The sequence below is a fragment of the Desulfobacterales bacterium genome (assembly GCA_030066985.1).
Taxonomy (GTDB): domain Bacteria; phylum Desulfobacterota; class Desulfobacteria; order Desulfobacterales; family JAHEIW01; genus JAHEIW01.
The window spans coordinates 70,103-85,420 of the sequence record JASJAN010000005.1 but is presented as its reverse complement, the minus strand read 5'-3'; the positions used below and the strand labels follow the sequence as shown (position 1 = coordinate 85,420).

Here is a 15,318-nt window from a genome sequence, read left to right as displayed (position 1 = left end):
TTTGAATAGTATTGCTTAAACGGCCAACGGTGAATCATCGGAATCGATGGTTTTTCTCAGCGTCAGATGATTTTTGCCGCAATCTCTTTGATAGCAAATATCGGTGGTTAGTTTTTTTACAATATGAATGCCTAGTCCGCCGATCTTTATGTTTTTGGGATCAATCGGGTTGTGGGATTCATTTTTGGTAAGCGGATTAAACGGAATACCACCGTCTTCAATATCTAGAATCAATACATCCTCATCCAATTGAAGGGTAAATTGGATTAAATGATGTCGATCGTCATCAAATCCATACGAAACAATATTGGTAAACAATTCGTCCAAACAAAGGTTGATTTCGAACAGACAATCTTTCGGCAGCCCAGTCATCTTGCCAAAATTTTCCACATGATGGCGCAGGACCGGAAGCTCAGACAGATCATTTTTGAGCCCAAATGAATAAGCTTGTGGTATTGGGCAGTCTTTGGCGCTCAAGTTTTCATCAGAGATTTCAGAATGAACCATTTTTTGAATTTTCCAATCGGGGTTTTCAATTATGCAGGCGTAAACATTCGGATTTTATTCGATTTGCCCCTATGGACAAGCAAAAATTCTGCCAATATATGAATTTGGTCAAAATTTTGTGTTTAACTATTTAGAATCAATGTATAAAATTAAAAGTGAGATATTTATCTGCCGACAAGCAACACTCAAAATGGGGTGGAAAATTCCCACTTCCGTGGGGGTAATTACCCACAACAAGCGGCTGAAAGCGTTAATTTAGCTGTCGGTGTTTGTCGCTGTCGCCTATCTGCTGTTCGTGCGCATTTTGGTTTCATGTGAAATGCCTGATAATTTTCTGCGCTGCGTAGGCATGTCGGCAGCATCGGCGGCGAAATGGTGCATGCCAAACGGGATTTTAACGCAAATTCAATATGGTATTGACATTTTTTATCAATGCCGACTATTTACGGATCTGTAAATCCACCCATCCAACATCTCATCTGGAGGATCGATGACAGACATCATTAGAATCATCAAAACCAGGGATCTACATGAAAACGAATTTCTTCAGGCTGTGCAGGAAGTCATTGAAAGCGTCAAACCGGTTTTGGATCAGAACTCTCAATATCGGCAGGAAGCTGTTTTGGAAAGAATTGTTGAGCCTGAGCGTATCACAACCTTTCGAATTCCCTGGCTGGATGATCGGGGCAATGTGAATGTAAACCGCGGTTTTAACATTGAGATGAGCAGCGCCATTGGTCCTTACAAAGGGGCACTGCGATTTCATCCGTCAGTCAACCAGAGTATTTTGAAATTCCTGGCCTTTGAGCAGACGTTTAAAAATGCGTTAACCACCTTGCCGTTAGGTGGTGCGGCTAGTGGATCTGATTTTGACCCTAAGGGCAAATCCGATAATGAGGTCATGCGGTTTTGCCAAAGCTTTATGACAGAGCTATTTCACCATATCGGAGCCAATACTGATATACCTGCGCCTGACATCGGTGTCGGTGCCAGAGAAATCGGTTATCTTTTCGGGATGTTTAAAAAACTCAGCAACGAATTTGCCGGCGCCTTGACCGGCAAGGGCGTCAGCTGGGGCGGCAGTCTGATACGCCCCCAGGCAGCCGGCTATGGGTGTGTTTATTTTGCCGCTGAAATGCTGGCCACCCGCAACATTGGAGTGGAAGATCAGACCTGTCTGGTATCCGGGTCAGGCAACGTCGCGCAACACACGGCTGAAAAGCTCTTGGAATTGGGCGCTAAGGTGGTCACGCTATCGGATTCCACCGGCTATATTTATGATGCTGAAGGCATTGATCGCAATAAACTCAATTATGTCAAGTATCTTAAAAATATCCGACGGGGCCGGATTAAGGATTACGTCGAAAAATATCCTTCCGCCGTTTACACGGATACCGATTACACCTTAGATTATAATCCGCTCTGGAGTCACCGGGCCGTTTGCGCATTTCCATGTGCCACTCAAAATGAAATTAGCGACAAGGATGCCTATAACCTGATCAACAACAACATTAAGCTCATCTGTGAGGGGGCCAGCATGCCCTGCACACCTGAAGCCGTCACTATATTCCAGGACCGCAACGTCCTTTTTGCTTCCGGAAAAGCAGCTAATGCCGGTGGCGTGGCAGTATCCGGTCTGGAATTGGTTCAAAACAGCATGCGGCTCAACTGGCAGGCTGAAGAGGTGGACCAGCGTCTCCAAATCATCATGAAAAATATCCACAACACCTGTCTGGCAGCCGCCGAACAATACGGAACGCCGGGCAATTACGTCGACGGTGCCAATATTGCAGGTTTTGTGAAGGTTGTGGAGGCCATGCTGGATCAAGGCCTCATCTAATTTCCGTTTTGTAAGCGGCCCTTTTCCGCAATCTCTGCGTCAAACAGCGGGATTGAATTGTGCGACGTACTCATAGTACGCCACCGCTCAATCCCACTTTTTTCCTTGACCTTGCAAAAAATTCCTCGCTTTCAAAACGGAAATAATCTATTTATTTTGAAACCCGTTTAACATATCTATTGCTCGCTAATAGAGCGGAAATATTCACTGTCACGTGAAGCCGGAAAACAACAGTTCAGCGTCTCTAACATGCACGTCAGGCCCCAAAACGACAAGTCATGGTATGTTTTTACTTTTTTTCTTTTAATTTCTAATCTGCCACATTTAGCCTTGCCAGCGTATCTGTCCATTTAACTCGGATATCCATTTACCATTTTGACGGTTGTTCTGTTTTTAGGATGAGCCCGGTTCGAGCAATTGAATGATTTTCGGCAAAATGTTAAAGATGGGTTATTTTAGACAGCTCTGACCGATAACAGCCGTTTACGATTCTCAGTGGTGGTTATGGATTTAAAAGACGTTGACCAACTCTTGCGACAGCCTGGACTTCTCAGGCAACATATCATCGACCGTCTGAATTCTCAAAGCAGTCATCAGATGATATTTAATCTAGCCAAGGTTGACTGGCAGTCGGTTTCAGCGGTCCTGTTTCTGCTGGGGCGTTATCCAGGCCAGGGCCGAATTGCAGGTCAACCCTGTCTAATACTCAACAAACGATCTGCCAAAGTCCGCCAGCCGGGTGATCTCTGCTGCCCCGGCGGTCGTATTATGCCGCGACTAGACGCCGGCCTGGCAGCGCTGTTGCGGATACCGATGTCGCCGTTGACACGCTGGCCCTATTGGCAGCGCTGGCGACGGGAGCGGCCCCAGCAGGCGGGATGGTTGCGGCTGCTTTTGGCCACCGGCCTGCGCGAAAGTGTCGAAGAGATGCGCCTTAATCCCTTTGGCCTTACATTTTTAGGCCCACTCTCGGCGCAATCTCTGGTCATGTTTAATCGCGTGATTTATCCGATGGCTGTCTGGATTTCGGGCCAAAAGCGATTTCACCCAAACTGGGAAGTTGAAAAAATCGTTTATATTCCGCTACGAGATTTTTTTAATGCGGCCCAATACGCACGCTATTGCCTGCAAATCGAAAATCCCTCAGCAGGCGATATTCTGAATACCTTTCCTTGCTTTCGATATGAAAAAGCAGGCGAAGCCGAAATATTATGGGGTGCGACTTACCGAATTACGATCCGATTTTTAAAACGGGTCTTTGATTTTGAGCCACCGGCGATGGATTCTGTCCCGGAGATCCGGGGCCGTTTGAGCCGGTCTTACCTTCTAAATAATCTAAGGTGAACGGCTTAGGATAGTGATCCAAACCTTTTTGGTGTAACTTGAAATAGGGGTGTTTTGGATAAATTTCGGGATTGCTTTACAGCGCGTAATGGCATATCACTAAATGTGACGATCATAAACAACGGCGATGAAAGGAGGTTTGGTATGGCGATTTTTTTTATGTTCGGCAATTATACCGCAGAAGCACGCAAGGAAATGAGTGCGGCCAGAACACAGCAGGCCATCAGCACAATTAAGAAAATGGGCGGTGAGGTCAATGCCATGCATGCGCTTCTAGGGCCCTACGATCTGTTGTTTTGTGTGACGTTGCCCGGTATTGATGATGCCATAAAAGCCTCTGTCGCGCTGAGCGATCTGACCGGTATTGCATTTACCACCTGCCCGGCGGTAACGGTTGAAGCCTTTGATGAACTGGTAAAATCGGCTGGCTAAATATTACAAACAATTGTGTCGGTTTGTATGACGATACCGATTGGCGTATAAAATCAAAAGGGGTTGCGGAAACCTTCCGCAGCCCCTTGTTTAGTCTGGTAGGCGGTACTGGATTTGAACCAGTGACTTCTACCGTGTGAAGGTAGCACTCTCCCACTGAGTTAACCGCCCATATTTTGCGTGAAATTTAATGCGAATAAGCAATCCTCCGCCTCGCACAAGATCCAGGCATTTTATTAGATAGAAAAATGTTGGTGTCCGAGTCAAGCCTTTTTACACATCTTTATCCGGTTTGGCTTCATCCGGTTCCGCTGAGGTTCGCAGGTTTTCAGCCGGGATTTCCGTCTCCACCGCTTCATCTGGCGTGTCCTCTTCTTCTATCTGAGCTTCGGGTGTAACCTCGGTTTCGAACTGATCTTCATCGGCTGGTTCATCTATTTCCTCAGATAGTGTGCTGCCGAATTCTTCGATCTCCCTGGGTGTCGGCAGGTCTTTGAGATTTTGAAGCCCAAATACCTCTAAAAAGCGTTTGGTGGTGGCATAAATTAACGGGCGCCCGGGAATTTCTTTGCGGCCCAGGACCCGTATGAATTTTCGTTCTAAAAGCACGCGTAAAACACCTCCGCAATCAACCCCCCGCAGGTGCTCAATATCGCTGCGGATGACCGGTTGCTTATATGCAACAATGGCCAAAGTCTCCAAAGCAGCTTTGCTCAAACGCTGTGGCTTGGGCTGCAACAAGCGTTTAATCCATTCCCTATATTGCGGACGGGTGCGAATCTGATACCCCCCGGCAACCGGATTCAGGTAAAAACCGCCTTGGCGCGTTTCGTAATCAACAGTCAATTCATCCAGCGCTTCCCGCAGCGCTTTGGACTCTGCGCCGGTGATGATTTGCTTTAAACGCTCAATTGTCAGTGGCTCATCGGCAACAAACAGCAAACTTTCAATAATATTTTTTAAATCTTCCATTAGACATAGAAAAGGCGCAGAAGGCCGGTTTGTGCATGCTGTGCAATGCGAATCAATGCCAGTTTGACCATTTCCAAAATGGCCAGAAAGGTTACAACAACCTCGCTTTTATCGGGCTGTTCCGAAAATAACTGATCAAAAGTGACCGAACTCTTGGCTTCCAGAATATCGGTAATCTGGGTTATCCTTTCTTTAACAGAAATTTTATCGGGCGTAAATTCCATCTGCAAATCGTCGGGAATTTTTGCCAGAATTTTCTGAAAAGCATCAATCAGCTCAAAAAGACCCACTTTGATATAGGGCTCATTCTGATCGGCCAAAAACTCCTGACTATCGGCACTGCGGACAAATGTTTCCTCACCCAAAAGATGTCTTTCAGATAACTGCTCGGCGGCAGATTTCATTTGAAGGTATTCCATCAGAGGTTTGACAATTTCCTGGCGAGGATCGTCCTCGTCTTCTTCATCAGCGGAGGCTGGCAGCAGCATGCGCGATTTTATCTGGGCTAGGGTCGACGCCATCACAATGAACTCACCGGCAAAATCAATGTTCATGATCTTCATCCACTCCACGTATTGCAGGTATTGCTCAGTGACCAATGCGATGGGGATATCATAGATATCCAGTTCATTCTTTTTGATCAGATGAACCAGAAGATCCATTGGCCCTTCAAATATATTTTCCAACTGAACTTGGTAAATTTCTTTTTGCATTAAGACACGCTTCTATATTTTGATAGCGGCCCTGACAGCCTCCATGGTAGCCCGGGCTGATTTTCTGGCCCGGTTACATCCATCGGCCATGATTTCATCGACCTGTTGCGGGTGGGCTTCATAATAGGCGCGCTTTTCACGTATAGGCGCCAGCGCTTGGCTCAGGTTAAGCGCCATTTTCTTTTTGCATTCTACGCAACCGATCTTTGCTGCGCGGCAGTCCTGGTCAATCTCTATAACCTCGGCGGCCGGCGTGTATAATTTGTGAAAGTCAAAAACATTGCACACATCTGGGTCACCGGGGTCACTGCGCCGGGCGCGCTGTGGATCGGTGATCATGCCAGAAACCCTTTTACTGATCTGATCAGGCGTATCGGATAAGAAAATGGCATTGTCATAACTTTTGCTCATTTTGCGTCGATCGGCACCCAATATTTTCGGGGTTTCGGTCAATATTACTTTGGGCTCCGGGAAGACATCACCGTAAAAGTGGTTAAATCGTCTGGCGATTTCACGGGTGATTTCAACATGCGGCGCCTGGTCGACGCCCACCGGCACGCCATAGGGTTTATACATGATAATATCAGCTGCCTGCAAAATTGGATATCCCAAAAAACCGAAGTTGGACAGGTCCTTGTTGCTGATCTGAGTGATTTGCTCCTTATAGGTTGGGTTGCGCTCGAGCCAGGGCACCGGAGTGATCATCCCCAGAATGAGAAACAGTTCCGCGTGCTCTTTGATTTCTGATTGTACAAAGAGGGTGCTCTTTTCCGGTGTCAATCCCGCACTGAGCCAATCGATCATGATTTCTTTGCGGAAACGATCGATTGCCGCCGTATCCTCATAATCGCTGGTTAGCGCGTGCCAATCGGCGATAAAATAGAAACATTCGTATTCTTCCTGTAACGCTACCCAATTTGCCAGCGCGCCCAGCAAATTGCCTAAGTGCAAAGGGCCGGTGGGTCGCATACCGCTTAAAATTCGTTTCTTATCACTCATCATTTACGTCCTTGCGATTCGATTCACCTAACTCTGAGGTCTTTGCTATATTCTTAGTAAAAAGTCCAGTACCGGTCTCATCACAAAAGTCATCAGTTGCGCCAGTGGTCCGATGATCAGCAGCGCAAATATGATGATCATACCAAAGCGCTCCAGACGCGTATACGGCCGTCGCAGCGCTGCGGGCAGCAGCATGGCAACGATACGGCTGCCGTCCAACGGCGGTATCGGAATCAAATTAAACAGCGCCAGCACACAGTTGATGACCACACTGTATTTTAGCAACTGCAGCAAGAGGACAGCCGGCTGTTCAAAATGTGTCTGCGCCCAGTCAGGATATCCTGCTGCGATCAGCTGAAAAAGCGCTGCCGAGATAATTGCCAGGATCATATTGGTCAGGACACCGGCTGATGCAACCCATATCGTTGCTTTGCGAAACTGTCGTAAATTGGCGAAATTTACCGGTACTGGTTTGGCATAGCCAAAGATAACCGGTGATCCGCTTAACTTTAAGAGGATCGGTAAAAGAAATGAGCCAAAAGCGTCAAGATGCTTAATTGGATTTAAGGTCAAACGACCGGCCAGACGGGCAGTCGGGTCGCCCAGTTTATCGGCAACATATCCGTGCGCCAATTCGTGCAATACGACAGCGACAACCAACGGCAATATCATCAAAATGAATTGAAGAACATCAAAATTACGCAACATAATTTCTGGCAAATTCCAGTTCGTCTTTTTTTGTTTTGAGTTTGTCGTTTAACTTGGCATCCAGGGTCGCCCGAAAAATATCCCGGTAAATCGGTCCGGGTTTCACACCCATCTGGATGAGATCTCTACCTTTGATGGATACCGTCACTTTTCGCAGTCCGGTAAAGTAATGTGAAATGGCCTTTTTTACCTTTTTTTGTCGGCTGATCGCCATCATGAACAAGATCAATTCAGTCCGGAATTCAGAGAGCATGCGATACAGGGCGCTATTGGGAACCGGCAAACTGCGCGCTAAAGCCAACACGCCTTTTTCGGCCGCAAACCGTTCCCTGCAGAATATTTTGTGAAAATGCGGTGCCAATTCAAAACGATTGCATATTTCTTCTGATCGCTTTGGGTCACAGGAATGGATCAAGACCAAAAAATAAACGACCCACTTCATATAGGATTCATCTAAAAAAAGCAAATCATGCCAGGCAATAGCCTGTTTAGCTGAATTTAATAAAGATATCAGACGTTTGTCGACTTCAATCGACGGGTAGATAAATTTGAGTAGATCCAGGTCATTGAGTCGGATAATGGCAGGCACGGGATTGTCTTCCTGTAGGATTTGTTTCAGTTCTGTGAGCACCCGCCGTCCGCTGAGACCCCGAAAGAAGTCCATGTTGACTGCGTTTTTGATCAACCTCTTGGTTAACTTGCCGATGGTAAATCCAAATCGCTGCTCAAATCGAATTGCCCGAAATACCCGGGTGGGATCCTCCACGAAACTCAAGTTGTGCAAAACACGAATAATTTTTTCTTTCAAATCCTTGCGCGCAGAAAAGAAATCAATCAGGGTGCCGAATTTTTCACTGTTCAGCTGAATCGCCAGCGTATTGATGGTGAAGTCCCTGCGGAAGAGGTCCAATTTTATCGAGCTCATTTCGACAATCGGCAAGGCCGCTGGAAATTTATAATACTCCAATCGGGCCGACGCCACATCGATTTTAAAGCTATCCTCAAAAATAATGACCGCCGTGCCAAATTTTTCATAGGTATGGATGCGCGCATGCTGCAACTTAGCATATTTTTTGGCAAAGGCGATTCCATCGCCTTCAATGACAATATCGACGTCTTCATCCGAGCGATACAGAAACAGATCACGAACGAACCCACCCACCACATAAGCACCATACCCGCATTCATCGGCAACTTCACCAATGGTTTTGAGAATTCTCAATAAGCGCCCACTCAGTCTTTCTTTCATAAATTTAACAACATTTCGCGTTTGGGCATGCGTCGGCTCCCGCAAAGGATCCGGCAATCCTGTAGAATCTTTTTTCGCCTGGCGAACCAAAATGTTCAACAAATCGGTGCGGGTGATCACACCGGCAATGGTGCTATTATCGATGACCGGTAAAACACGCTGCTTGTTTTCAATAATTTTTTCCTGAACTTCACTCAGGTCAGCTTCGGGTGCCACAGTGGCAAATTCGGTGGTCATGTATTCTTTTACCTGGGCCGATTCAAGTTTATGGTACAGGGCTTTTTCGATCACCTGTCGTGTGATATAGCCGCAAAGCCGATCCTGTCCGTTACGGTTTTCAGTGACCAGCAGGGCATTGATGTTGTAGCGGGTCAATAAATTGTTGGCATCCTTGCACGAGACATCATATCCTACGGTGATAGCCGGCGATGACATCAGGTTTTTGGCCTGTCGCTGGGCCTGCACCTTGCGATATAGAATATCGACAAGCTTGTTTTCAACCTGTGCCAGCGTATCGCCTTTGATGGATGCCGAGGCGGCATAGGCGTGTCCGCCGCCGCCCAGAGGGGTAATAATGCTGCCCACATCAACATCATTGATGCGGCTGCGGGCCACCACATAAATTTTATCTTCCATACGTCCAATGGCAAAAAGGGCATCGAGATTTTCCATTTTTACCATTTTTTGGACCAGAAACGCGAAATCCGGCATATACTTTTCAGTGGTTACTGTCGTGACTACCACATCGATTCCATTGACATTGTACCGCGTTGCAGATTGAATCATATCATTTAGCAAACCCACCTGCGCGGGGCTCAGCTCTCTGGCAATTAAATCCGAAACCACATTCAAATTAGCCCCTTTGGATAACAAAAATGCGGCTGCTTTAAAATCCTGCTCAGTGGTGGACGGAAAGGTAAATGAGCCCGTATCTTCATAGATCCCCAGGCACATGATCGTGGCTTCATCGGCACTGATCTCGATGCCCTTATCAGCTATAATCTCGGTCAGCAAGGTTACATTGGCGCCGCTCAAGCGCTTAACCTCGATATTGCCCTGAATATCATTATCCGTAGCCGGATGGTGATCGTAGATATGAATGTCCAGGTCCTTGCGCTTTAAAAGCTTGGCCAGTTTACCGATGCGTTTCGGTTGGCGGGTGTCCACCAGAACCAGTCGTTTGACGCTGCTGAAGTCGATGCGACCGATGTCGGCCATGTTAAACAGATAGGCCATTGAGTTGATAAAAAAATTTTTTAAATTCTTTTCCTGAGAACCCGGAAATACGACCAATGCATCCGGATAGAGCTTCTGGGCTGCCAGCATGGATGCCAGTGCATCAAAATCCGCATTCACATGGGTGGTAATGATGGTCAGGCCATCGGCTGACTGTTTTTCTGTTTTTGGCGTCATCTGTCAGGTGTTTGATGCTGGTGTCTCATATTTAGCAACAGGTATTTATCAAAATGACCATGTTTTTTTGTTTATGAACAAAACACAAAACGCAAAACACGAAATACCGGATAAAATTCGACCCTAGACGGTTTGAATATATTTAAGATATTGAAAATAATTATAATTTAAGCCTGTCCGACCGTATCACAAATGGCCCCAAATTGCCAACCAGATTTCTCGATCGGGTGGCACGTTTATTGACAACTATCTGAAATCGTTGTAATATTAATAATATTTGCCAACATTTGCAAGACAAAGGCCAAAAGGGGAGTGCGGTTTACCTGCGGCCCCCATGCGAACACACAGAAAGCTGCCCTAGCTGCACCGAATAAAAATCTTAAGTTTCCGCCAGGATGGACCGATATACTTTCTGTAGCTCAGGTAGCCTGAATTTCGTGTCCAGCTTTCACTTTCTGCCGATTTGATGGGCTGCGCATCGGCGAATCTAAGGGTTCTCAAAAATCAGGTATCAATTTGTTGGTTCTGAGCTGTCAAATATGATAAATTAATACATAAGCGAACTGTGGTTGCTATCGGGTTCGCAATGCCATTTGTGGCCTGGATTGTTTTAATGAATATGGAGGCTTGATCATGCCAGTTTATCAATGGGTAGGCACGAACAAAAATAATGAAACTCGCAAAGGCGAAATGGAGGCTACCAATGAAGCCATGGTTCGATCAAATCTGGTTCGACTCCGCATTACGCCAACCAAAATAAAGAAAAAGCCCAAAGATTTATTTGAAAACGTATCCTGGCTGCAACCCAAAGTCAAAGAAAAGGACATAATTTTATTTGCCCGTCAGTTCTCTACAATGATCGATGCAGGGCTGCCCATCATCCAGTGCCTGGAAATACTTCACACTCAGCAGAATAATAAAACCTTTAAACGAATGATCAAAGAAATCAAAGAAAAGGTTGAAAGCGGTGCGACGCTTGCCGAGGCACTCAAGCAATTTCCGAAACATTTTGATGATCTTTTTGTGAACATGATCGCAGCTGGCGAAGCCGGCGGTATCTTGGATGCTATCTTAAGACGTCTGGCCGCTTACATGGAAAAGGCCGCCAAACTCAAATCTCAAGTTAAAGGCGCAATGACGTATCCGATCGTAACGCTGATCATCGCCATTATCGTGCTGGCGGTTATTTTGGTTTTTGTCATACCGGTTTTTGAAGAAATGTTTGCTGATTTTGGCGGTGAGTTGCCCCTGCCAACCCAGATTGTCGTGACGGCCAGTGAGATTGCCAAGAGCAAGATTGTCTATATCATCATCGGGCTGATCATTTTCTCAATTGCCTTCAAAAAAGCATACGCCACTGAAAAAGGGCAGGACATGGTTGATGATCTTGTGCTCAAAATACCCGTTTTTGGTGAATTGCTGCGCAAAGTGGCAGTTGCCAAATTTACCCGTACCATGGGCACCATGCTGGCCAGCGGGGTCGCTATTCTTGAAGCACTTGATATTGTGGCTAAAACAGCCGGAAACCGAACGATCGAAAAGGCTGTTTATGATGTGCGTTCTGGTATAGCTGAAGGTCGTACGATGGCTGACCCCTTGCAGGAAAGCGGCGTTTTTCCGGCCATGGTGTGTCAGATGATCGGGGTCGGTGAATCCACCGGGGCGTTGGACGCCATGCTGGAAAAAATCGCCGATTTTTATGACGAAGAAGTTGATCAGGCAGTTGAAAATATGACCGCCTTGATTGAACCGTTTATGCTCGTGTTTTTAGGGGCCACCATCGGCGGGTTGGTGGTTGCCATGTATCTGCCCATATTTAAGATGGCCGGAGCCATTCAATAATATCGCTGAGCCGTCGAAGCCTATACATAAAAGACATCTCTCATTTCTGATACCGCTTGTTTAGCGCATACCCTTTGTGTATGATATAGATATCTGTCGTACCGTAATCGAATTACGGCCCTTTTCGCTGGGGTGCTGATTTCTGATGCCACTTTTCAACAGTCCCGTTTGACAAGCCATGCTTGAAATTGATGACAAAACAAAACTCAAGTGGTTGATATTTATACGTGTTCTTTTTTCATTGCTGCTGTTGGTTTCTGCCGTTCTCCAGCATATGGGTGAAAACACCCCGCCGATGGATCGATCGCTGGTGGTTCTTTACGGCCTTATCACCGCGATATTCGTTTTATCCGTTGTTTACAGTGTGTTGCTCAAACGTGTCAAAAACCTCACCCGTTTCGCCTTTATCCAAACCGGCATCGATACCTTAATTGTAACCCTGATCGTCTTCTTAACCGGCGGTTTTGTGAGCGTATTTTCCTTTCTTTATTTGGTCGTCATTATTTATTCTAGTATGTTGCTTCCCATGCGTGGGACGATGGTTATTGCGGCATTCTGTAGTTTGCAGTTTTGCGCACTGGTCGAGCTGGAATATTTCGGCATTCTCAATCCAATCGGTATCAACGGTAATCCCCTTGCCAGCGCTTATGACTGGAGCCAGATCTTCTTTAAATTGATGATCACCATGACAGCTTGTTTTGCAGTCGCCTTTTTAAGCAGTTTGTTGTCTGAACAGACCCGCAAAACTAAGGAAGAATTGCGCACCATGGAAGGTCACGTGAAGCGAGTTGAAAAGATGGCAGCTGTCGGCGAGATGGCTGCCGGTTTGGCCCACGAGATTAAAAATCCGCTGGCGGCTTTAACCGGTTCAATACAGCTGCTCAAAGAAGATATGCGCTATGACCCTGACCATGCACGGTTGATGCAAATTATACTGCGCGAAGCCGACCGCTTGAGTTCTCTGGCCAGCAATTTTTTGTTTTACGCCCGCCCGCCAGCCGGCAAGGTCGAACCCATCGATCTCAGCCTGGCCTTGCTTGAAATTGCGGAGCTTTTTGAAATCGACGGGTCCAATAACGGGCGCGTCAAAACAACCAAAAATGTGTCCTCTAATGTATGGATTACGATGGATCCGGGTCATCTGCACCAAATTCTGTGGAATCTGCTGCTGAATGCAGCCGAGGCAATTGATGGTGAAGGCCAAATCGGGATTGAGATGTTTCCCGCCAAAAACAAATACGCCTGTGTCAAAATCAGCGATAATGGCAGCGGCATTTCTCCAGAGACATTGAAGACGATTTTTGATCCGTTTTTCACGACCAAACCAAACGGCACCGGACTTGGTTTATCGATTGTCCATCGGATAGTTGAGGCCAATGACGCTTGGTTAAACGTCGAAAGTCAGCTCAACAAAGGCACCACCATTACTTTACATTTCAAGCAAATGTCCCCACCGGACTAACCTACCGGACAACAACCGAACTCGGACTTGACAGTCAACGGTAAAATGGGATACCAAAATCAGTTTATACCGGTAAGTTATACGGATTTTTAGCCAAAGGACATCAATTCACCCATTTTAAACTGTCGCTAAGCTCTTTCAAACCCCAATCCGCCGTTGAGCGATGTTTAAAGCCCGGGGGCAGGATCGGTGACGGGATTGAATATGGAAAAAACCAGCGAGCTCATTCAAAAAAGAAGAAATAAATTTAACACCCTCAAAAAAAGTGATTTGCAGCTTTTTCCGAATGATTTCAAAGTATCTCACAACATCTCGGAAATTAAGTCGCTAACAGAAAAATCACCGGAGACGCTAAAATCCAAATCGCCCCTTTTTGCTGTCGCCGGGCGCATGGTGGCCATCAATCGATTCGGCAAAACAACGTTCATCCGTTTTCGGGATCGGACCGGGCAATTGCAGGCCTACATCCGCAAAGATCAAATCGGTGATGAGACCTATCAGCTTTTTAAACAGCTGGATGTCGGTGATTTTGTCGGTCTTGCTGGAGAGATGTTTCAAACCAAAACCGGTGAATGGACAATACTGGCCAAAGAGTTAAAGCTGCTCTGCAAAACGATTCGGCCGCTGCCTGAAAAATTTCATGGGCTTAAAGACCCGGAAAAGCGCTATCGTCAGCGTTACCTGGACCTGATCATGAACGCTGATGTCAGAAAGCTTTTCGTGCGGCGCAGTCAAATTATTCAGGAGGTTAGAAATTTTTTTCTGAAGCATGATTTCCTCGAGGTCGAAACCCCAATGATGCAGCCCATTGCAGGCGGCGCTGAAGCGGAGCCATTTATTACGCATCACAATGCACTGGGAATGGATCTTTATTTGCGGATTGCCCCAGAATTGTATTTAAAGCGCCTGGTGGTCGGTGGATTTGAGCGGGTTTTTGAAATCAATCGAAGTTTTAGAAACGAAGGTATTTCCACCCAGCATAATCCCGAATTTACGATGCTAGAATTTTATCAGGCCTATGCTACCTATACCGATCTGATGGACTTAACCGAGCAGCTATTTTCCTTCGTAGCGCAGGTAGTCAACGGTTCCACAACCATTGTTTATCAAAACGATACCATTGAATTGGCCGGTCCCTGGCGTCGCATGACACTGTCTGAAGCATTGGTGGATATCGGCGGTATTGAGGCCAAGTTGTTAAAAGATAAGGACGCTTTGTTGAGTGTTGCCTCCCAGAGCGGAATCCAAATTACCAAGACCGGTCGGTTAGGCAAAGTGATTACAAAACTGTTTGATGCTTTGGTTGAGCCCAAATTAGTTCAGCCCACTTTTATCACCGGCTATCCGGTAGAAGTTTCGCCGCTGTCACGTCGCAGTGATCATGAACCTGACATCACCGACCGTTTTGAACTCTTTATAGCCGGTCGTGAGATCGCCAACGGATTTTCAGAGCTAAACGACCCCGTGGACCAGCAGGAACGTTTTAGCCAACAGGTTGAAAATCGGGCAGCCGGAGAAAAAGATGCGCACCAGATGGACGACGATTATATTGAAGCACTAGAATATGGTCTTCCGCCAACGGCCGGTGAGGGCATTGGTATTGATCGCCTGGTGATGTTGCTCACCGATGCGGATTCAATCCGCGAAGTCATTCTTTTTCCGCATATGAAACCCAGGGGCTAAGTGGCGGAATTGGGGGCGTATATCCTAATTCAAAAAAGATAATCAGAAATATGGTATTTGGTAAAATTGCCTTGTAAACTTTAACTGCCAAAGCGGCGCCTATATCAATTGCAATGCAAAACCCCATAATGGGATGCCGTTAACCAATAACGCA

Annotated in this window: 12 protein-coding genes and 1 tRNA gene; 6 read left to right on the top strand and 7 right to left on the bottom strand. The window is 46.4% G+C overall.

All coding sequences use genetic code 11. The features are described 5' to 3' along the window. Positions 1-15 precede the first annotated feature (15 nt). Positions 16-507, bottom strand: coding sequence for an ATP-binding protein (locus QNJ26_04295; protein MDJ0984742.1), 492 nt, complete (start codon positions 505-507; stop codon positions 16-18). A gap of 490 nt (positions 508-997) precedes the next feature. On the opposite strand from QNJ26_04295, the gene gdhA reads away from it, so the two are divergent. The 3 genes from gdhA to QNJ26_04280 all read left to right on the top strand — a co-directional run bounded on the left by gdhA (position 998) and on the right by QNJ26_04280 (position 4,123). Beyond that, positions 998-2,347 carry an NADP-specific glutamate dehydrogenase gene (gene gdhA, locus QNJ26_04290; protein MDJ0984741.1) on the top strand — a complete coding sequence of 450 codons (1,350 nt, stop codon included), beginning with the start codon at positions 998-1,000 and terminating at the stop codon, positions 2,345-2,347. Positions 2,348-2,944: 597 nt separating this feature from the next. Next, the gene (locus QNJ26_04285; GenBank protein ID MDJ0984740.1) at positions 2,945-3,691 is read left to right on the top strand and encodes a CoA pyrophosphatase; all 747 of its coding nucleotides are present in this window, start codon (positions 2,945-2,947) and stop codon (positions 3,689-3,691) included. A 144-nt stretch (positions 3,692-3,835) separates the two neighbouring features. Next, positions 3,836-4,123, top strand: coding sequence for a GYD domain-containing protein (locus QNJ26_04280; GenBank protein MDJ0984739.1), 288 nt, complete (start codon positions 3,836-3,838; stop codon positions 4,121-4,123). A gap of 96 nt (positions 4,124-4,219) precedes the next feature. Here QNJ26_04280 and QNJ26_04275 read toward each other — a convergent pair. From QNJ26_04275 to QNJ26_04250, 6 genes are all read right to left on the bottom strand, one after another. Next, positions 4,220-4,294: transfer RNA gene (locus QNJ26_04275), tRNA-Val, on the bottom strand. A 102-nt stretch (positions 4,295-4,396) separates the two neighbouring features. After that, positions 4,397-5,095, bottom strand: a complete 699-nt coding sequence (gene scpB / locus QNJ26_04270; protein MDJ0984738.1) for an SMC-Scp complex subunit ScpB — start codon at positions 5,093-5,095, stop codon at positions 4,397-4,399. After that, entirely contained in the window at positions 5,095-5,808 is a 714-nt protein-coding gene (locus QNJ26_04265; protein ID MDJ0984737.1) for a segregation/condensation protein A, read from the bottom strand. The genes scpB and QNJ26_04265 overlap by 1 nt, the downstream gene beginning before the upstream one ends. Before the next feature lie 12 nt (positions 5,809-5,820). Continuing rightward, on the bottom strand, positions 5,821-6,807 hold the full coding sequence (trpS, locus tag QNJ26_04260) for a tryptophan--tRNA ligase (protein ID MDJ0984736.1): 987 nt from the start codon (positions 6,805-6,807) through the stop codon (positions 5,821-5,823). Between the two features lie 45 nt (positions 6,808-6,852). Further along, positions 6,853-7,515: a site-2 protease family protein gene (locus QNJ26_04255; protein MDJ0984735.1), complete on the bottom strand. Its 663-nt coding sequence runs from the start codon at positions 7,513-7,515 to the stop codon at positions 6,853-6,855. Continuing rightward, positions 7,505-10,177, bottom strand: a complete 2,673-nt coding sequence (locus QNJ26_04250) for a CBS domain-containing protein (GenBank protein ID MDJ0984734.1) — start codon at positions 10,175-10,177, stop codon at positions 7,505-7,507. Before QNJ26_04250 ends, QNJ26_04255 begins: the two co-directional genes overlap by 11 nt. Before the next feature lie 633 nt (positions 10,178-10,810). On the opposite strand from QNJ26_04250, the gene QNJ26_04245 reads away from it, so the two are divergent. The 3 genes from QNJ26_04245 to lysS all read left to right on the top strand — a co-directional run bounded on the left by QNJ26_04245 (position 10,811) and on the right by lysS (position 15,164). Then, entirely contained in the window at positions 10,811-12,019 is a 1,209-nt protein-coding gene (locus QNJ26_04245; protein MDJ0984733.1) for a type II secretion system F family protein, read from the top strand. Between the two features lie 178 nt (positions 12,020-12,197). Next, positions 12,198-13,481 (top strand): ATP-binding protein, encoded by a 1,284-nt coding sequence (locus QNJ26_04240; GenBank protein ID MDJ0984732.1) that lies wholly within the window; start codon positions 12,198-12,200, stop codon positions 13,479-13,481. A gap of 189 nt (positions 13,482-13,670) precedes the next feature. Next, positions 13,671-15,164 carry a lysine--tRNA ligase gene (gene lysS / locus QNJ26_04235; GenBank protein MDJ0984731.1) on the top strand — a complete coding sequence of 498 codons (1,494 nt, stop codon included), beginning with the start codon at positions 13,671-13,673 and terminating at the stop codon, positions 15,162-15,164. The last annotated feature ends 154 nt before the right edge of the window (positions 15,165-15,318 follow it).

Excerpts from the sequence above, each read along its gene's own strand:
- QNJ26_04255 (MDJ0984735.1), bottom strand. The coding sequence starts at position 7,515 with ATGTTGCGTAATTTTGATGTTCTTCAATTCATTTTGATGATATTGCCG.
- QNJ26_04285 (MDJ0984740.1), top strand. The coding sequence starts at position 2,945 with ATGATATTTAATCTAGCCAAGGTTGACTGGCAGTCGGTTTCAGCGGTC.
- QNJ26_04280 (MDJ0984739.1), top strand. The coding sequence starts at position 3,836 with ATGGCGATTTTTTTTATGTTCGGCAATTATACCGCAGAAGCACGCAAG.
- gdhA (MDJ0984741.1), top strand. The coding sequence starts at position 998 with ATGACAGACATCATTAGAATCATCAAAACCAGGGATCTACATGAAAAC.
- QNJ26_04245 (MDJ0984733.1), top strand. The coding sequence starts at position 10,811 with ATGCCAGTTTATCAATGGGTAGGCACGAACAAAAATAATGAAACTCGC.
- scpB (MDJ0984738.1), bottom strand. The coding sequence starts at position 5,095 with ATGGAAGATTTAAAAAATATTATTGAAAGTTTGCTGTTTGTTGCCGAT.
- QNJ26_04250 (MDJ0984734.1), bottom strand. The coding sequence starts at position 10,177 with ATGACGCCAAAAACAGAAAAACAGTCAGCCGATGGCCTGACCATCATT.
- QNJ26_04240 (MDJ0984732.1), top strand. The coding sequence starts at position 12,198 with ATGCTTGAAATTGATGACAAAACAAAACTCAAGTGGTTGATATTTATA.
- trpS (MDJ0984736.1), bottom strand. The coding sequence starts at position 6,807 with ATGAGTGATAAGAAACGAATTTTAAGCGGTATGCGACCCACCGGCCCT.
- QNJ26_04295 (MDJ0984742.1), bottom strand. The coding sequence starts at position 507 with ATGGTTCATTCTGAAATCTCTGATGAAAACTTGAGCGCCAAAGACTGC.
- QNJ26_04265 (MDJ0984737.1), bottom strand. The coding sequence starts at position 5,808 with ATGCAAAAAGAAATTTACCAAGTTCAGTTGGAAAATATATTTGAAGGG.